At 57.6% G+C, this 16,384-nt stretch carries 18 protein-coding genes and 3 pseudogenes; 8 read left to right on the plus strand and 13 right to left on the minus strand.

The annotated features are described in order from the left end of the window. Nucleotides 1–299: 299 nt before the first annotated feature. The 11 genes from ASD50_RS05825 to ASD50_RS22960 all read right to left on the minus strand — a co-directional run bounded on the left by ASD50_RS05825 (nt 300) and on the right by ASD50_RS22960 (nt 9,049). Nucleotides 300–872, minus strand: a complete 573-nt coding sequence (locus ASD50_RS05825) for a hypothetical protein (protein WP_056237283.1) — start codon at nt 870–872, stop codon at nt 300–302. Beyond that, on the minus strand, nt 869–1,465 hold the full coding sequence (locus ASD50_RS05830) for a L,D-transpeptidase (protein ID WP_056237286.1): 597 nt from the start codon (nt 1,463–1,465) through the stop codon (nt 869–871). The genes ASD50_RS05825 and ASD50_RS05830 overlap by 4 nt, the downstream gene beginning before the upstream one ends. Then, nucleotides 1,449–2,612: an AAA family ATPase gene (locus ASD50_RS05835; protein WP_056237291.1), complete on the minus strand. Its 1,164-nt coding sequence runs from the start codon at nt 2,610–2,612 to the stop codon at nt 1,449–1,451. The genes ASD50_RS05830 and ASD50_RS05835 overlap by 17 nt, the downstream gene beginning before the upstream one ends. Further along, nucleotides 2,609–3,244, minus strand: coding sequence for a TadE/TadG family type IV pilus assembly protein (locus ASD50_RS05840; protein ID WP_056237296.1), 636 nt, complete (start codon nt 3,242–3,244; stop codon nt 2,609–2,611). Before ASD50_RS05840 ends, ASD50_RS05835 begins: the two co-directional genes overlap by 4 nt. Nucleotides 3,245–3,246: 2 nt before the next feature. After that, nucleotides 3,247–3,786 carry a TadE/TadG family type IV pilus assembly protein gene (locus tag ASD50_RS05845; protein WP_056237300.1) on the minus strand — a complete coding sequence of 180 codons (540 nt, stop codon included), beginning with the start codon at nt 3,784–3,786 and terminating at the stop codon, nt 3,247–3,249. Then, complete coding sequence (locus tag ASD50_RS05850) at nt 3,783–5,258, minus strand: TadE/TadG family type IV pilus assembly protein (RefSeq protein WP_244484442.1); 1,476 nt, start codon at nt 5,256–5,258, stop codon at nt 3,783–3,785. Before ASD50_RS05850 ends, ASD50_RS05845 begins: the two co-directional genes overlap by 4 nt. A 63-nt stretch (nt 5,259–5,321) precedes the next feature. Then, complete coding sequence (locus tag ASD50_RS05855) at nt 5,322–5,609, minus strand: hypothetical protein (RefSeq protein ID WP_056237305.1); 288 nt, start codon at nt 5,607–5,609, stop codon at nt 5,322–5,324. After that, the gene (locus ASD50_RS05860) at nt 5,596–7,011 is read right to left on the minus strand and encodes a type II and III secretion system protein family protein (RefSeq protein WP_244484443.1); all 1,416 of its coding nucleotides are present in this window, start codon (nt 7,009–7,011) and stop codon (nt 5,596–5,598) included. Before ASD50_RS05860 ends, ASD50_RS05855 begins: the two co-directional genes overlap by 14 nt. A 79-nt stretch (nt 7,012–7,090) precedes the next feature. After that, nucleotides 7,091–8,125 (minus strand): Flp pilus assembly protein CpaB, encoded by a 1,035-nt coding sequence (cpaB, locus tag ASD50_RS05865; protein WP_056237312.1) that lies wholly within the window; start codon nt 8,123–8,125, stop codon nt 7,091–7,093. A gap of 99 nt (nt 8,126–8,224) precedes the next feature. Further along, nucleotides 8,225–8,443 carry a Flp family type IVb pilin gene (locus tag ASD50_RS05870; RefSeq protein WP_056237354.1) on the minus strand — a complete coding sequence of 73 codons (219 nt, stop codon included), beginning with the start codon at nt 8,441–8,443 and terminating at the stop codon, nt 8,225–8,227. Nucleotides 8,444–8,770: 327 nt separating this feature from the next. Continuing rightward, nucleotides 8,771–9,049: a hypothetical protein gene (locus ASD50_RS22960; protein ID WP_156464957.1), complete on the minus strand. Its 279-nt coding sequence runs from the start codon at nt 9,047–9,049 to the stop codon at nt 8,771–8,773. On the opposite strand from ASD50_RS22960, the gene ASD50_RS05875 reads away from it, so the two are divergent. The 5 genes from ASD50_RS05875 to ASD50_RS05895 all read left to right on the plus strand — a co-directional run bounded on the left by ASD50_RS05875 (nt 9,048) and on the right by ASD50_RS05895 (nt 13,487). Then, the gene (locus ASD50_RS05875; RefSeq protein ID WP_056237317.1) at nt 9,048–10,439 is read left to right on the plus strand and encodes a CpaF family protein; all 1,392 of its coding nucleotides are present in this window, start codon (nt 9,048–9,050) and stop codon (nt 10,437–10,439) included. The two genes, ASD50_RS22960 and ASD50_RS05875, sit on opposite strands and share 2 nt — an antisense overlap. After that, nucleotides 10,439–11,410 (plus strand): type II secretion system F family protein, encoded by a 972-nt coding sequence (locus ASD50_RS05880; RefSeq protein WP_056237320.1) that lies wholly within the window; start codon nt 10,439–10,441, stop codon nt 11,408–11,410. The genes ASD50_RS05875 and ASD50_RS05880 overlap by 1 nt, the downstream gene beginning before the upstream one ends. A gap of 9 nt (nt 11,411–11,419) precedes the next feature. Beyond that, on the plus strand, nt 11,420–12,379 hold the full coding sequence (locus tag ASD50_RS05885; RefSeq protein ID WP_056237322.1) for a type II secretion system F family protein: 960 nt from the start codon (nt 11,420–11,422) through the stop codon (nt 12,377–12,379). A gap of 86 nt (nt 12,380–12,465) precedes the next feature. Then, nucleotides 12,466–12,975, plus strand: a complete 510-nt coding sequence (locus tag ASD50_RS05890) for a tetratricopeptide repeat protein (RefSeq protein WP_244484444.1) — start codon at nt 12,466–12,468, stop codon at nt 12,973–12,975. Continuing rightward, nucleotides 12,972–13,487 (plus strand): prepilin peptidase, encoded by a 516-nt coding sequence (locus tag ASD50_RS05895; RefSeq protein WP_244484445.1) that lies wholly within the window; start codon nt 12,972–12,974, stop codon nt 13,485–13,487. The genes ASD50_RS05890 and ASD50_RS05895 overlap by 4 nt, the downstream gene beginning before the upstream one ends. Nucleotides 13,488–13,592: 105 nt before the next feature. Here the strand turns inward: ASD50_RS05895 and ASD50_RS05900 are convergent. Continuing rightward, nucleotides 13,593–13,942, minus strand: a pseudogene (locus tag ASD50_RS05900) (integrase core domain-containing protein); the annotation flags it as partial. A 148-nt stretch (nt 13,943–14,090) separates the two neighbouring features. On the opposite strand from ASD50_RS05900, the pseudogene ASD50_RS05905 reads away from it, so the two are divergent. From ASD50_RS05905 to ASD50_RS05910, 3 genes and pseudogenes are all read left to right on the plus strand, one after another. Continuing rightward, nucleotides 14,091–14,618: pseudogene (locus ASD50_RS05905) on the plus strand (IS110 family transposase); the annotation flags it as partial. Nucleotide 14,619: 1 nt separating this feature from the next. After that, nucleotides 14,620–15,024, plus strand: a pseudogene (locus ASD50_RS22305) (IS66 family transposase); the annotation flags it as partial. A gap of 137 nt (nt 15,025–15,161) precedes the next feature. Next, a complete protein-coding gene (locus ASD50_RS05910; protein WP_056237330.1) occupies nt 15,162–15,386 on the plus strand; it encodes a hypothetical protein in 225 nt (74 codons plus the stop codon). Nucleotides 15,387–15,571: 185 nt separating this feature from the next. Here ASD50_RS05910 and ASD50_RS22310 read toward each other — a convergent pair. Continuing rightward, nucleotides 15,572–16,384 (minus strand): exonuclease domain-containing protein (locus ASD50_RS22310; protein WP_156464958.1); only part of this gene is annotated, 813 nt, incomplete at its 5' end.

A 16,384-nucleotide genomic window follows, 5' to 3' on the forward strand; every position in this document is an offset into this window, starting at 1 on the left:
TCACAAAGCCGCTCATCTTCACATCCGGCAGCGGAAAGTAGTCCACCGCACACCACTGGCGCTTAACGCTCAAGCCTTGCGGAAGACACCTGCCGGTCGCCCGCAAGACCCCGGTGTGATCGGGGGCGATCGCACCTACCGCCGATGATAGGTGCGTCTGTCGACTACGAATGTAGAGCACATCCCACATGTCGACATTGACGACATGATAGCACTTGGCATTTGCTGCCTGTGTTCTTGCTGGCAATGCGCCAGGAAAGCACAGAACTATTGCAATGATGAGTCTCTCGAGACGGGATTCAGCGTATCTTGCGATAGGTCACCTTTCCGTCAGCAGTCTGGAACCTCTGGTAGGAGGGGCTCAGGCTGGGCAGTTCCCTCACTCCCGATCTGCGAGGGTCAGCAATGGCCATCGATACATCAGCTTCGGTCATGAACGCCTGAGGCGCATCGCTTGCCAGCAAGCCAGGCTCAGTCGCCGCCGGCACCGTGCCGAAGGTGCCGAATTCGTTCCGCGTGCCAACCTGAGCAAGCTTCTGCTTCAGTTCGCCTACGTTCTTCGAGACGGCCGCAAAACGAGAATCGAAATTGTTGTTGAGTTGGTCAAACTGGTTTTGCAGGCCGGTATTGACCAGATTCATCTTGTCAATCAGCCGCTTTTCAAATGTTGAAAGTTGTTCCAGCCTGCTTTCCAGCACCGCAACGTCCGAGTTGACCCCGTAAAGATGCACCGAAACAAACAGGTTGACGGCCGTCAGGATCGAAGCAGAGGCGGCGAAGGTGGCAACAACCCACGACCGATTGGAAGTATTTTCAGCCGTGAGCGCCTGAGGTTCGACAGCAGGTGCGTCCAAATCATGAATAATGGTCATCTCACCACCACCTTTGCTCCGACTGGTACTCTATTGAACAAGTCCATGATGTCCGTGTTTGTCAGACGGAAGCAGCCGGACGTTCCGTCAAACCCGACACCGGCCGGGTCATTCGTTCCATGTATACGGTAAAGCGTGTCGCGCCCTGCCTTGTAGAGATAGAGGGCTCGGGCACCGAGAGGATTGTAGGGGCCGGAAGGCACAAACTCCGGAAGTTCCGGTTGGCGCGCACGCATTTCTGCTGGCGGGCGCCATTCCGGCCATTCCTGCTTGGCCCCGACCTTTACCGTGCCAGTCCAGCCAAAGCCCTCACGTCCAACGCTGATGCGGAACCGCAATGCCTGCCCTTGCCCGGTAACGAGATAGAGCATCCCATCATCTTTGTTGATCACGATGGTGCCTGCCGGTTCCGTGGACTGGAATGCCACGGCCTGCTTGAAGCTGGGGCCCATTTTCGGCAACGGCGGCCGCTTGGCTCCGTGAACCTGCTGGATGCTTGCCTGCGCATTCGCATAGCCAACGATGCCTGTGGCGATCAGCGCACCAAGAGAAATCCCGGCCAGGATTTTCCAGATATCAGCGTTTGCCGCCATCGAGCCGCTCACGGAAAATCGAGGTCAGGTCTTTATTGAAGCGTGCGCCAGCATGGACTTCAGACGGCAGCAGAGCGCGATTGAGCGCATCCGACAAAAGCGGTGTATCGAGGCTGACCGCTTTGATGTGCGGCATCTTGAAGATCTTCTCCAGTTCGCTGTTGGAGAAGTGATTGCCAAACAGCTTGCGCTTGCGCTTGTTCGCGACAAGCGTGACGTTTGCCGCACTGCCGCGCAACTCGCGAATCCGGGTATAGATTGCCTTAGCGCGGCGCAGCGATGCGACGTTGAGTTCGAACACAAGGAAGATCTCGTCGCTGGTCGACAGCACCGTCTTTTGCCACGGTGTTTCGATGCTCGGCAGATCGATGATCACATCGTCGAAGCGATAGGCAGCCAGGTCAAGTAAGCGGAATACGAACTGGTCGCCACCCAGATCGAATGGCAGGCTTGGCCGCTCGAACGAATAGAGCGTGAAGCCACGCTTGTGCGTCAACTTGATAATATCCATCAATTCGACGTCGAGACGGTTGGGATTGGAAACCACACCTCCGAGGTCGAATTCGTTGTAGATATTGAGATAGCCGCTGCAATTGGCGTGCTGGAAATCGAGATCAACAACGCAGGTGCCAGCAGCATTCTGCGCGGATTTGCGTGACAGATAGTCCGCAGCTGAAAGCGCCAGCGTGGTCGCGCCTGCTCCGCCATTGGCGCCTACGAATGTGATTACCCTGCTCTTGTTGGCTTCGCTGCCGCTGTCGTGGAACGTGACTGCATTGATCAGTTCCTTGGGGTCGACAGGTTTGCGCAACCAGTCGGCGGCGTTGAGGCGCACGACGGCCCGCATGTGCTCGGACTGCAGTTCACCTGACAAAGCAATCAACGGAATTGAGGCCCAAGCCACTCGCGCCTCGGTTAGGCGCTCATTGTCGAGGACCTGACCGTCACCGACATCGAAAATTACGATACTCGGGCGGGCGTCGGCCTTCGGCCCATCGAGAAAAGCGTCGGCATCAGCCACCTGAACATCGTAGATCGCAAGTGCATCCAGACGCGTCGCGATGTCGTGCTTGAAACGGGCATCGGCAGAATAGAGTGCGATGCGCTTGCGCCGTGTTGGTTGGATTTTGGTGTTTAGGGCGTTCATGTGGGTGCACCACTTTTCAGATCTTCACCGGTCACTGTGCTCAGCATGGAAGGCATGGTGATGTCCGTGAAACCCAACAGGCCCTCGAGGAAAAAGAACTGGAAATTAATGTTACGCAGACTGACTGTGATGGTTGGAATGGGGCCGCTCAGGCGGGTCTGGTAGCCAAGACCGGTCGCCGAATAGGTGATGACCACATTTTCTCGCCGCAGCATTGGATAGAAATGGCACATGCCCGGACGCTTACCTGACGTCAAAGCAGGACACGGCACGCTTGCGTTGAATGGCATGTCGCCCTGGAAAATCTGGTTGAAATCAATGGTATTTGAAGCAACGGTGGCCCCGTTCTGTGTGCAGCCGGTCGACGTGCAAACGAAGGGCAAGTAAGCATTGGCCACGACCGGCGCTCCGGGTGTCCCTGTCGGTGCAGCACTTGTAAGACCCGTTGCCACGGGGTTTGAGATCGATGCGAGCCGGGCGCCGACCTGAACAGCTTTAGTGGCTGAATTCCATTGATAAAGGGCGTTGCCAAGGTCCACGAAACCAAGCGTTAGCGCCAGCATGACGGTCAGGGCGATAGCCGCCTCGACCATCACCGCACCGCCCTGTTCCTGGGTGAATCGCTTCAACATAATCAGAACCTGATCAAACGCTCTTCCTGAGCGCCTTGCAGTGCGATTGGACCGATGCCTATGAGGGTCAACATACCGATGCCGGCGTAGTTGAGCGTGCCGGATGCTCTGACGATACACACCTGCGCGGTGACCGAATGGTACTGAATGACGCCGCCTGAAACTGCATCGTGGCAGGAAGCTGGATCGGCAATAGCGATAGCAACATCGTCGGCAATCAGGTTGCGGACCCTTGCCGTACCGGTCCCGCCAGGATTGCCGAATACTGCGATGTTTCGCGCAGCCGTTGCACAATTGATGACCGGAGAAATATTGCTTTCCGTATACAACTGGCTGTTGCAGCGTGCGGCAAAACGCGCAGCGTCACGCAAGCCCGATTCCATCAGCGACTTGCTGTATATAAGATTTCCAAATTCGAGCACGCCCGCCGAGATCGTCAGCATCAGCGGCGCGACCAAGGCCATTTCGACCAGCACCGATCCCTGCTGTTCGCGTCGAAAGCTTCTGAATTTGCACACGAATTTTCTGATGAACGCGCTCATCGGTACAGCTGAGCCTCGTCGCGCAGGAAGTTGTCCAGCGTGCCACGCCCGCCACGGCCGGTGATGTCCACCAGTTCGGCGTAGATATCCTTGCTGTCCTTGATCGGTTCGGTGATGAAGAAGCTGGCAAACGCCCTGACCGGCACGTTTTCCTTTCGACCATTGAAACCGGGGATCTGGTCGCAATCAATGATCGCACCGTACAAAATGCGGCGATCGACGGTTGTTACGGGCGTTTGATTGCAGGCAGGAATTCCAGTCTCACCACTTACCGCAGTATCCCCTACGATACTGTCATTGGTGGCAGGGTCCCCATCCGGATCAAGTTCGTATCTATAGACTTCATAACGCGTTGGCAGGTTGTCTCCGGTGCCGGAAAGAGCGGCGGGAAGAGGGCGGGTAGGATGATTGACCGCCCAATACCTTGTAAGATTCCAATCGCCAGCGCCCATGCGCCTGTCCATCATGGTGCAGTTGCCCGCGATGTGACAGGAATCCTTCTCCAAACCTACGCCCTTGTTCGGGTCGGTTTCGAAAGTCACCTTGCCGTTGTTGCAGTTGACGCTCTTTAGCCCCATGCGAACATTCGCAGCGGGTCCGTCTGCAGTTCCGATGTAGCTTTTGCTGATGCCAAACCGGGCATTGAGTCCGTCTTCGACCGGGCCGGTATTTTGACCGGGCTCGGTGTTCACGCCGTTGCGGGAATAACATCCCGGCGGCTTGACTTTCGCCAGCATGGCCTCAAGCGCATTGGCTCCGTTGCCGAAGGGAGAGGCGAGGAACGCGAAATTGCCAGGAACGTAAGAACTACCCTTCCTGATCAGGATTTGCCGCCGGCGGTACTGCCTGGTGTTGGCAGCCTGTTCAAGCGTAATCCCACCTACTTCAGCAGGCCGCTCATAAGGATTGCAGATGAAAATCGGCGTGTAATCGCACACGCCCGACCGGAAACCGGCAACAGCTGAGGCAGCAACGTTAAAGCCATTATTGGCCGAATTGCCCGTCAGGAACGACACCGGGAAGATCGCGGCAAATCCCTGCGGCGCGACTTTGACCTCGACAAAGCCGGTCGATTGTTCGTTGAGGGCGTAGTTGGACGAGGTTATTGCCGAACTATCAGAACTGGGAATACTTGCGAGGAAGCACCAGCTTAAGTTGCCGGCTGTGTTGCAGGTCTTGTCGCCCCCTGGCTGACCTCCTCTCAATGTCACAGTGCCGGATGTGGCGAAGCGCGCGTCATTGTCGACCAGCGTGGCCATCGCCCGCTCGGCGCGAGCCCACGAACCGGTCGTGCCATCCAGTTCGGCTGCCGCTGCGAGCGCCAGCGAGTCCGTCCCACGCTGCAGATCGAAATGCAGATTGCTGGCGCGGCTCATGTCGATGACAAGCAGCGAGAACCCGATAATCGCCGGCAGCAGAATGGCGACGAGAATAAGCGCTATGCCGCTCTCATCCGAGCCGAATTTCCGCAATTTTGCTAAGACCAGTCCCATAACGCATAACTCCGGATCGGGCGCTCGATGTCTGATGCCGACCTAGTTCGTTGCTCCCACATTGACGGTGACATTCTGCGCAGGCTGGGAAGCCTGCTGCGGTGCATGGTATTTTCGGACCGCGCTCGCTGCGTGCGGACCACTTCGGGTGATGGAGGTGTCTGTCGAATCCGGATTGAAAGGGTCGACGCTGTGCAACATGATGTTGCTCTTCGTCGCATCGCCAGCAGCCAGCGTGACCGTATCGTAGCGGTTCATATAGTCGGCGCAGCCCATAAGAAGCGCACATGGGGCCAGCACGGCGAGAAGCAGTCCGCTATTTCTTGACATAGGTCATCTTGTCCTTGGGCGAGAGGTCGAGCATATGCCCATACGGGCCGATCACGCCTTTGCCGAGTTCGTAATTGCGCACCATGTCCTTGGTGACTTCCAGTTGGCCGAACGCAAAGAATTCTGCATCGTTCGCAGACCGCGTCTTATCGAACGGCGTGGCCACCCGCTCCGACGGCCCGGCAGGGCGCACCAGCCGTGGCGTCACGATCACCACCAACTCGGTCTCTTCCTTCTGAATGCTCGAATTGCGGAACAGCGCACCGACGATCGGCACCTGGCCGAGCCACGGCACCTGGTTCTGGATCTTGGTGTTTTTGCTCGACATCAGCCCTGCCAGCGCAAAGCTCTGCCCGTCCCGCAGTTCCACGACGGTGGAAAGCTTGCGGTTGGTGAAGATCGGATCGCCCGCGGTCGAGAAGCCTGTCAGGTCGCTGACCTCCGGCTGCAGCCGGATATTGATCTTGGAATTATCCAGAACCACCGGTGTGAAGTTCAGGTTCACGCCGAACTGCTTGTATTCGATCACCACTTCGCCGTCCGAGTTCTCGCGCCGTACCGGCACTTCGCCGCCGGCGTTGAAGCTGGCCGGCTCGCCGGAAAGCGTAGTCAGGTTCGGCTCGGCCAGCGTACGCACCGCGCCCTTGGCTTCTAGCGCTTCGATGATGAGGTCGACGCTGACATCACTGTCCACCACCCGCGCGATTAGCGCACCCATTGGGCTGGCGCCGGAAAGCACGCCGCTGATCAGGTCACCGGTTCCAAGCACCACGCCGTCGCTATCGGTTGTTGCAACACCGGTGCCGCCCCTGAACTTTCCCGGTTCGCCGGCACGCAATGACACTCCGAGGTCGCGTCCGACATTGCGCTTGGCTTCCAGCACGCGAACTTCCAGGTTGACCTGCTGGCTGTCCTCTACCTCCATGGCGTTGATCACCGCCTCGGGGCCGTATTGCTGGGCGATGTCGAGAACCTTGTTCATCGCCACCGCGTCCTTGACTTTGCCGGCAAGGCGAACCTTGCCGTTGACTGATCCCACGCGCACCTTTGCGCCGGGAACGACCTGCTGGATGGCCTGCGCCATATCCGTGACGTCCAGCCCGACCTCGATTTCGATCACGCCGAGCGGGCGTTTGTCCTCGGAAAACAGATTGACCGTTGTTGTGCCAACGCCCTTGCCGATAATGTAGAGGCTGCGGTCGGTCATTGGCTGGGCGTCGGCGATCTTGTCGTCGGCAATGATGATGTCGCCCAGATTGCGGTTTACGCTCACCGTCTGCGACTGCGAGATCGGCACGAATACGCGATGCACAGTGGCGCTGGTCAGGTCGATTTGCCGGCCGGCAGCACCGGCGGCGAACCCCCCGCAAAGAGGCATTGCCAGCACTAGCGCAGAGGCCATACGCCTTAGATATACAAACGCCATAACTCGCCCCCGCACTCCCTTGCCTTATGCTCCCGCCTCGTGCCGTTTCTCTGGACTATCGTGTCCGCGGCACGTCGTAGACAGTTCGTTCCATGCCTCGCGTCACGCCCACGCTCGCCATCGAGGGCGGCTCCGGCTGCACGTATTTGACCACTTCGCGCACTTCCGGTTCGGTCTTTGGTTGCGGCGTATTAAGCTTGTCGAGTTTCTGCTCAACATTGCCGACGCGTTGGTCCACTTGGTCGCCGAGAGTTTCCAGTACGGTGCGGATCTTCTTGAACTGCTCCTCGGAGCGTTCTTCCTGCAGCTTGGCGTCGCGTTCGGCATCAGCCTGGCGACGGGCGACATCCAACGGCGTATCGCCGGTCAGGTCGGCCATCGTCACACGCTCGGTTGTCTCGCCTTCGTTGGAGGCAGCTTGCCGCAGTGCCAGTGAAAGTTGCCCGGTTCCAGCTGCCAGTGTCAGCTTCTGGGCGTCCTTGGTGCCGACTTCGACAGTCACGGCCTTGACCACCGTCGGGCTGTCCTTGCTCTCGTCGGCCACCTGGTCGACAGCCAGCACTTTCACGCTCTGCAGCAGCACGTCCACATAGGACTGTTCGTTGCCTTGGTCGTCACGCACGTTGCGGGTCAACAGAACGTCCACCCGGTCGCCGGGGAAAACAAAGCCGGCAACGCCGAGGACGTCATTGACGCGGATCGAAACGGCCCGCATTCCTTCCGTCAGCACAGCCGAAAGCGTTGCCCGCTGGCCGGGTCCGGTGATCTTGGTGGCGAGTACTGGCTCGTTAGCGCCGATAGCCTGCAGCGCCTGGCGGGTGCCGCCTTCCTTTTCGATGAGTTCAGCCGATGTCTTGAACGCGCCTTCAGGCAGCGAATTGGTCGGCCAGGGAATTTCACGAAGCTTGTCAGTGGTCAGCACGTCGCCGAATTTCAGCGCCGTTGCCGCTACGACGACCGTGCTCGTCGGCGTCTTCATGGTCGACGCCAGTTCGCTGCGCTGGCCGGCCAGCCACATATTGGAAAGCACAACCGCGACCACGCCGAAGACAATGGCCAGCAGGATCATGACAATGGTGTTCGCGCGCATCAGCCCAAGCCCCTGTCGATGCAGCTAAGAAATTGCCAGTATTGCGATGGAGGTCCGGGCTAGAGCCCGGACTTCCTTACTATCGCTCACCAGTTAATCTCAAACCGGAGCTGTGCCATTAACCTGGCAAGCGCCAACCGCAGCGCTATCCAAATTATTGCACAACTCGGTAAAAGCTCCGGTCACCCACAGACCGATGCCGATAATAACCAAGATGGTAGCAGTAGCGATAACACCGACCAGGATCGAGTATTCGACCATGGCAGCGCCGTTTTCGTCGTCGCGGAACTGCCGGGCCATCGTCATGAGTTTCTTCATGTCAATTTCTCCCAAGGAGGTTTTAAACCCGACGAGACGAGCAAGGAATGAACCCCAAACCCAGCATCCCCCGTCGCCGCTCATTAGGCTCTGTCAAAATTAGGAGTCAATCGTGAAACCATTTTTTAATTAATATATACATGGCAGAAATCCTGTTTAATCTTATACAAAAAAAATCATAACATATTGATATGTATATCATATTTAAGAATTTTAACCATTTGTAAATGATTTATTCTTGGCAGGTAATTACATATTTTAGACATAGACTTAACCTTAAAGTTTTACCGAATTTCTAACCTAAATTAATCACTCTTTCGGACTAGGCTACGCCATTGAAGGTAAAATATCGCCGGCGTTAGAAGTCCGAGATTTTCTAATATGATAATTCTTGTCCGCTTTAATACCTTGAAAAACCGCCATATTTGTCTTTAAAATTAACCTTTTGCTAATGTTAAGCTTGCGCCCGGCACCCGGCGATGCTTGAACTTGCTTTGCAGGAAATACTGTCATTAATACTTGAGGCAATTGCGCGGCGGGCTTGGGCCGTGCCACGGCGAGAGGCTCTTCTGCAATGCGAAGAATCGTTGAAAGGGCGTAGATCATGCTTGGCCGTTTTACCAAGGGAAATGGATCAGTCGCAGTCCGCATCGAACCGGAAGTGAGCGCGGTTGCGCCGGCGCCAGTTCTCCAGGCTGTGGTGCCGGTTCAGGACCGGGGCGCACAAGACGACACGCTGTCCCTCAAGGTCGATTTGCATCGCCATTTGATCGATCGCTTTAATCTCTCTGCGCTCGAAAACGCCACCAAGGACGAAATTCAGGACCAGATCCGCGCAGCGGTCCGCGACTTCGTCCGCGCTCGCAACCTGCCCTTCAACGCCCGCGAGCTCGACCAACTCACCAGCGATATCGCTGACGAGATGCTGGGGCTTGGCCCTATCGAGCCGCTGCTGCAGGACGACAGCATCGCCGACATTCTCATCAACACCCACAATCACGTGTTCGTCGAGCGGCGCGGCGTCCTGGAGGAAACACAGGTCCGTTTTCGCGACGAAGCGCACCTGCTCAGGATCGTCAACAAGATCGTGTCGGCCATCGGTCGGCGCGTCGACGAATCCTATCCGATGGTCGATGCCCGCCTTGAGGATGGCTCGCGTGTGAACATTGCCGTGCGCCCCATCTCGGTCGATGGTCCGCTGGTGTCGATCCGCAAATTCTCGCGCAATCCCTATTCGCTGGAACGGCTGGTGGAGTTCAATTCCATTCGGCCACCCATGATCGACCTGCTCCGGATTGCCGTGCAATCGCGCAAATCCATCCTTGTCTCGGGCGGCACCGGCAGCGGCAAGACGACACTACTTAATGCATTGTCCAGCTACATTTCGCCGAAGGAGCGCCTGGTCACCATCGAGGACGCGGCGGAACTGCAATTGCAGCAGCCGCATGTCGGGCGGCTCGAAACCCGTCCGCCCAATGTCGAGGGCAGGGGGGAAGTGAGGCAGCGGGAACTGGTCAAGAACGCGCTACGCATGAGACCTGACCGTATCATCGTCGGCGAAGTGCGCGGCGAGGAAGCATTCGACATGCTTCAGGCCATGAATACGGGCCATGAAGGTTCCATGACCACGATCCACGCCAACACGCCGCGCGATGCGCTAAGCCGCTTGGAACAGATGGTTGGCATGGCGGGAATGCCGATGTCTGCGGAATCGATCCGCGCCCAGATCGCCTCGGCGATCGATATCATCGTGCAGACCCAGCGCCTGTCGGATGGCGGCCGCCGCATCGTGTCCATTTCCGAACTCACCGGCATGGAAGGCAGCGTCATTCAGTTGCAGGAGATCTATCACTTTGTCCGCCGCGACGTTGCCCCGGACGGCAAGATCATCGGCGAGTTCCGCGCCACAGGCGTCCGCCCGCGCTTTGCAGGCGAGGCGGCCACAATGGGCTTCCAGTTCGGCAAGGATGTCTTCAATCCGCAGGTCGCCTTGTGATGTTGACGGGGCAGACGCTTCTTTACCTGATCTACGTGCTGGCGGCTGCTTCCGCCATCCTCGCCATTGAGGCAGTCTATGCCTCGTTCGCGGGGCGAAGGGCACGCGCCGGCACGATCAACCGCAGGCTGAAGCGCCTTGCCGAAGAAGCGCCGGCCGAGCAGACATTGCAGGGCCTGCTGCGCGAGCGCGGCCTGACTGACAGCGGCGATTTCGCTTTCGGGGCGATCTGGCTCAACCGGCTCTATACGCAGTCCGGCATCACCGGCAATCCACTGGCCTTCGCCTCCATGTTCTTTGCTGCCGGCCTCGTATTTGGCCTGCTGTCGCGTATCATCGTTGGCGTGCCGCTTTGGCTTGCTGCAATGCTCGCCTTGTTCGTCGGTGTCGTCTTGCCGCTGCTGGTCCTGCGCCGTGCGCGCAACAAGCGCATTGCCCGTTTTGCCGCCCAATTGCCCGACGCCCTCGATATGATCGTTCGCTCGCTGCGTGCGGGCCACCCGACATCCGTGGCGATCGGCCTTGTTGCCCGCGAAATGCCCGACCCGCTCGGGACCGAGTTCGGCATTGTGGCCGACGAGATCAGCTTTGGCCTCAGTCTCGAACAGGCCGTGCGCAAACTGTCAGAGCGGGTTGGTTTCGACGGCTTGCACCTGCTTTCCGTATCGCTGGCCATCCAGGCCAAGACTGGCGGCAACTTGACGGAAATTCTCGCCAATCTCTCTCGTACATTGCGCGAGCGCCAGAAGCTGAGGCTTAAGATTCGCGCCCTGTCCGCAGAGGGACGCTGGTCTGCCATCCTGCTGTCCGCCTTTCCGCTCATCATGTTCGCCATTCTGCTGCTGATCTCGCCCAACTACTACGGCGGCGTATGGGGCGACCCGCTGATCCTGCCAGTCTTCGTGATCTTTGGCGGGCTCGCGCTGATTGGCGACTTCATTATGTACCGCATGGTCAACTTCGATTTCTGACGGTTCACTATGAGCGATTTCCTCTTCTCCGCTGAAAATTCTGGACTGTTGGTTTCGATCACTGTCTTTGCGGCTGCCGCATCGCTGTTTCTGGTGGGCGCTTTGGTGCTTTCCCCGGCGATCCAGACACGGCGGCGCATCAACGAAGCCCTGTTTGACGAGGGCGGCCTCACTCGTCGTTCGCTCGGAGCGCAACAAAACATTGCCAAAGCTGCGGCGCAGGCGCCGGTGGAGGCCTATTTTCGCGCTACCGAGAAGGAACAGCGCGAACCGAACGCCCTTGAAGCCAAGCTTTTCCGCGCCGGCTTTCACCAGGCGAGCGCACCATTCATCTACAACCTCTCGCGTATCGGCTGTGTCATCGTCGGCTTCCTCGGCGCATACGCAGTTCTATCCTCGATCCTGCCGCAGAATATGCCGGGCCTGTTTGCCTTCGGCGGCGCCTTCCTGTTCGGACTAGGCTGCATCGTCATCCCGAGCATCGCGCTTGACCGCTTCGAAAGCGGGCAGAAGCAGCAGTATCGCCGCGGCTTTCCCGATTTCATGGACATGATGATCACCTGCGCCGACGCCGGCATGAGCCTTGAAGCTGCCGTTGAACGCGTGACCACCGAACTTGCCGGCACGCACAAGGAGCTCGGCGTGCAGCTCTCGATCATGACGTTGCAGATGCGCGCCGGCAAGCCATTGCGCGAGGCACTGCGCGAACTCGCCGACCGCATCGGAATCGAGGAAGCGCGCTCGCTCGCCGTACTTTTCCGTCAATCCGAGGAACTTGGAACTAGTCTTACCGACGCCCTCCGCGTCTATAGTGATGAAATGCGCTCACAGCGCATTTTCCAGGCGGAAGAGAAGGCTAATGCGCTCCCGGTCAAGATGATGATCCCACTCGGCTTGTGTATCTTTCCGGTCGTTCTGATGATTATCATGCTACCGGTCATCATCCGTATGCGAGGTACTTTCTTCTAGTCGGAATTTGTTTTGTCGGGGCATCTGGAGTTGTTGAGGGCATCGAAATGACAATAAAATCACTAACCGCGTCTGCGGCAGTTTTGATGATTTTCCTCGCCGGCTGCCAGTCGACGACGACTGCCACCGACACCGCCGTCCGCACCAACTCCCCAATGGCGGCGGAATTCACGTCGTTCGGTAACACCTTCGAAGGGTTGAAGACTGTCGCCAATGTCGAGTTTTATGCCTCCGATCAGGCGGTGGCCGAAGCTAAGAACCAGTTCCGCCAGGAAAACTTCGGCAATGCCGGCGCCATGTTTTACAAGGCCACGCAGTTGGCTCCGAACGATGGCGAAGCGTGGCTCGGCCTTGCGGCCTCGTGTGACAGGATCCATCGGTTCGACCTTGCCGACAAGGCTTACGCAAAAGCCCATGGCCTGGTTGGCTCGACCGCCGCCTACTACAACAACGTAGGTTACTCCTATCTTCTGCGGGGCAACCTGAAATCAGCGCGCAGCAGTTTCCTTAAAGCGTATGAGTTGGCGCCGAATGATCCGACGGTAACCAACAATCTGGAACTCCTCGCATCGAGCGTCCGGGATATTCAGCGATGACCATGCCAGTTTTTCTCAATATTGCACTAACCGCCATCGCCATCGCTGTGTTGCTGCGCATCGCGATGATCGATTTCAAGAAAGAGAAAATAACCAATCGCGACGTTCTACTTGTTGGTGCCGTTGGAACAGGGAGTCTCGTGATAGCTAGCCTTCAAACAGGATTTTGGATGAGTGGGCTTGGCGTCTCGCTTGTCGCTGCACTTATGTTTTTTGTACTGTTGTTCCCCTTTTGGCTTTTGCGCAAGGTTGGAGCTGGAGACGTAAAGCTGATGGCCGTTGCGCCGCTTGTTGCAGGTGGTGAAAACATGCTGACATTTGCAATTCTGCTGCTGGTGCTTGCAATTGTGACTGTGTTTGCCGTCAGGAATCCGATGCTGTTACCGGCTCCTGCGTTCAGGCAATATCTGGAGCACTTCGAACGTAAAGGGATCGTACCTTTTGGTGTTCCGATCGCCGGAGCGCTTATCGTAACCACCGTAGCAAAAGCCCTAAATCTGATCGCAGCATAGGCAATGCGTAAGCATGCGCCGAAGGCCGCCTTGTCCATGGTCAGGGATTTTGGGGCCATTGGGGGCGTGAGCTAACGGAGGCTCTGGCGCATCCTGGTTGTCATTTTAGGCGGCCGTTTTGCGATGAAGCAAGCGGCGCCGTTTAATGGTTTCGCGTTTGATCCTTCTCGTTGTTCGATGATGTCTGCGGCCCTTCTGAAGTAGGCGTCGGCCGGGGTCACGTGGCCTAGGCTCTCGTGATAGCGCTGGTGGTTGTAATGCTCGATGAACGCCTCGATCTGACGTTCGAGATCGCCGGGAAGGAAGTAGTTTTCCAACAGGATGCGGTTCTTCAGCGTCTGATGCCAGCGCTCGATCTTGCCCTGGGTCTGCGGGTGAAGTGGCGCTCCGCGGACATGGCTCATGCCATTGGCGTCGATCCACTCGGCGAGTTCGGCGGCGATGTAGGACGGGCCATAGCATCTACGGAAGGAAGAAGAGGAGCCGCCGAGACAACGGTGCGCGCAGCTTTTCGCTGCAGGCGCACACCGGTCGAGGTGGCCATGGCCAGTCAAGGTTTCTCTAGAATGTGAATGTTCACAACCCATTCCGGAGAGACCGACCATGACCGTTGCATATTCTACACCCGCCGATGCCGTGCTGGTAGCGATCGACATTACCAAGGTGCGCAATGAGGTCCTGATCGAAGCGACAGGGCAAAAGCGCCGCCGTCGCCTTTCGGTCCTCAACAGCCGCACAGAGCATGATCGGCTGATTGATGTTCTGCGGGCGTATGGCCTATCCGTGGTCTGTGGCTTCGAAGCGACGGGGAACTATCACCGGCTCATTGCCTGGCGTCTGGCTGAGGCCGGTTTCGAGGTGCGGCTGGTGTCATCACTGGCGCTCGCCCGGACCCGGGAGGCCTTGCACAACAGCTGGGACAAGAACGATCCCAAGGATGCGCAGGTGATCCTGCACATGCTCAGAATCCAAGCGACGCAGGTCTATCATGATCCGCTGCGCGCCGGCATCAACGACGTGCAGGAACTGTCGAAGACGCATGAGGCGATCGCCAAGGCCAAGACCGAGATCCAGCACCGCATCCTGACGCACTACCTGCCGCTGTATTTTCCCGAGATCGAGCGCTTCCGGGGCCGCCCGTCAGGACCGCTCCGTCGCCATCGTCGCGGATCTCTTCAAGCTCTGGGAAAAGGAACTGCCGCGGATCTCAGGAAAATCGAAGCAGGCCGAGGCGATCCGCTACGCCACGTCCAGGCGGGCTGTCCTCGAGCGCTTCCTGACCGACGGCCGCGTCGAGATCGACTCCGATATCGTCGAGCGGGCAATTAGGCCCCAGACAATCGTCAGAAAGAATGCGCTTTTTGCAGGCAGCGACGGCGGCGGAAACACGTGGGCGACTGTCGCGACCCTTCTGCAAACCGCCAAAATGAACAATGTCGATCCGCTCGCCTGGCTCACCCAGACCCTCGAGCGTATCGCTGATCGCTGGCCAATCTCCCAAATCGACCAGCTCATGCCCTGGAACTACAGCTCCTGAACGGCTTTAGCTACGCGCTTACGGCCTGGCTCGCCGACGTGCTTGCTCGCGTGCCCGCGCATCCGGTCCATCGGCTTGAAGAACTGCTGACCTGGAACTGGCCTGCGCAATCGACCACCGCAATCGCGGCCTGAGGGATGCAAATCAACAAGGTCCACTCCGTCCGGACCTTAGCGCTCGTCGCAGAGGACCTCGGCGAAGATGCGGACTGGCTTGCCGACATCGCCGTCGACATGGAGCCCGAAGACGGGCTGATCCGGGTTTACGATCCGGAGCACCCGGACGGAACCATGGCCTTCTCCCAGTTCGGAATCGAAAGCCTCTGCAATCTCATCGAAATCCACCGCAGTACGACGAAGTAGGCCCGCCGCGGCCCGCGCCGGATGCATACGGCAATGCTAAATCTTGGAATGCTTCAATTTCCAAGCAGCGTGCACAGCCAAGCCTCTTCAGTCGTTGAAATTTGGTGTGGAAACGTCCGCGCATCGACCTGCCTGATCTAGTTGTTCTATTCCGCCGCTCAAAAACCTTCTCGTGGGCGGGTTCACTACATCTTTCGCGACTTCGGCCGTCGTCTAGGCAGCTTTTCATTGGGGTGCGGCGGCACCGCGCGGGCGTTGGTTGGCGCGGGCCAGTTTCGGCGAGTCCTTACCATTGCCAGCAGAGGCGATTGCTGGGTTGTGAGAGTAAGATAAAGGCTTGCCGTGAGTGCGGCGTCTTCTAGAGCGTTGTGAGTGGTTCTAGAATAATCCAAACCAATCCTGGCGATACAGTCATCAAGATTGACCGATGCAGTACGCAATTTTGAACTGACCAATCCTACAGTGCTGACAACAGGCCGCTGAAGTTGTTCCGATCCGGCCTGACTCAATTCACGTTGAAGGTAGTACATACTGCGCGCGCCATTATGGGCGACTATTTCATCTCCCCATGACAGCCACTCGGAAATTCTCGGGGCCCAATCCACGAACAAGTCTTGAAAGCGTGTTTCCCAATCTGACCAGCCGTGAGTTTGATGTGCTTCACTGCTGCTATTCTTTCGAGGGTCGAATACAAGGTGCAAGCCTCGGCTTATTTCACCGTCCTCCAAGCGTATTGCGCCCAGAGTCACAATCCGGTCACTTGGTCGATCGCCTGTGGTTTTTATCTCTAGAGCGACAAAGCGTTTCGCACGTGTATGAACACGAAGTACATGCATGCGACATAAAATCCACCTATAGATAGTAAAATTTATCAGGCTCTGTATGAAGTTGGTATGTAAGCATGCGCCGTAGGCCGCCTTGTTGAGAAGTATTTCGGCGTTCAGCTTTTCGCGTTCGTAATCCGGCAGCATTGCCGGCAGCGGTGCTGGAGAGCTTTG

This window comes from Mesorhizobium sp. Root552, from assembly GCF_001427285.1.
GTDB lineage: Bacteria > Pseudomonadota > Alphaproteobacteria > Rhizobiales > Rhizobiaceae > Mesorhizobium.

Excerpts from the sequence above, each read along its gene's own strand:
- ASD50_RS05825 (WP_056237283.1), bottom strand. The coding sequence starts at position 872 with ATGACCATTATTCATGATTTGGACGCACCTGCTGTCGAACCTCAGGCG.
- ASD50_RS05830 (WP_056237286.1), bottom strand. The coding sequence starts at position 1,465 with ATGGCGGCAAACGCTGATATCTGGAAAATCCTGGCCGGGATTTCTCTT.
- ASD50_RS05835 (WP_056237291.1), bottom strand. The coding sequence starts at position 2,612 with ATGAACGCCCTAAACACCAAAATCCAACCAACACGGCGCAAGCGCATC.
- ASD50_RS05840 (WP_056237296.1), bottom strand. The coding sequence starts at position 3,244 with ATGTTGAAGCGATTCACCCAGGAACAGGGCGGTGCGGTGATGGTCGAG.
- ASD50_RS05845 (WP_056237300.1), bottom strand. The coding sequence starts at position 3,786 with ATGAGCGCGTTCATCAGAAAATTCGTGTGCAAATTCAGAAGCTTTCGA.
- ASD50_RS05855 (WP_056237305.1), bottom strand. The coding sequence starts at position 5,609 with ATGTCAAGAAATAGCGGACTGCTTCTCGCCGTGCTGGCCCCATGTGCG.
- ASD50_RS05860 (WP_244484443.1), bottom strand. The coding sequence starts at position 7,011 with ATGGCCTCTGCGCTAGTGCTGGCAATGCCTCTTTGCGGGGGGTTCGCC.
- cpaB (WP_056237312.1), bottom strand. The coding sequence starts at position 8,125 with ATGCGCGCGAACACCATTGTCATGATCCTGCTGGCCATTGTCTTCGGC.
- ASD50_RS05870 (WP_056237354.1), bottom strand. The coding sequence starts at position 8,443 with ATGAAGAAACTCATGACGATGGCCCGGCAGTTCCGCGACGACGAAAAC.
- ASD50_RS05875 (WP_056237317.1), top strand. The coding sequence starts at position 9,048 with ATGCTTGGCCGTTTTACCAAGGGAAATGGATCAGTCGCAGTCCGCATC.
- ASD50_RS22960 (WP_156464957.1), bottom strand. The coding sequence starts at position 9,049 with ATGATCTACGCCCTTTCAACGATTCTTCGCATTGCAGAAGAGCCTCTC.
- ASD50_RS05880 (WP_056237320.1), top strand. The coding sequence starts at position 10,439 with ATGTTGACGGGGCAGACGCTTCTTTACCTGATCTACGTGCTGGCGGCT.
- ASD50_RS05885 (WP_056237322.1), top strand. The coding sequence starts at position 11,420 with ATGAGCGATTTCCTCTTCTCCGCTGAAAATTCTGGACTGTTGGTTTCG.
- ASD50_RS05890 (WP_244484444.1), top strand. The coding sequence starts at position 12,466 with ATGATTTTCCTCGCCGGCTGCCAGTCGACGACGACTGCCACCGACACC.
- ASD50_RS05895 (WP_244484445.1), top strand. The coding sequence starts at position 12,972 with ATGACCATGCCAGTTTTTCTCAATATTGCACTAACCGCCATCGCCATC.
- ASD50_RS05910 (WP_056237330.1), top strand. The coding sequence starts at position 15,162 with ATGCAAATCAACAAGGTCCACTCCGTCCGGACCTTAGCGCTCGTCGCA.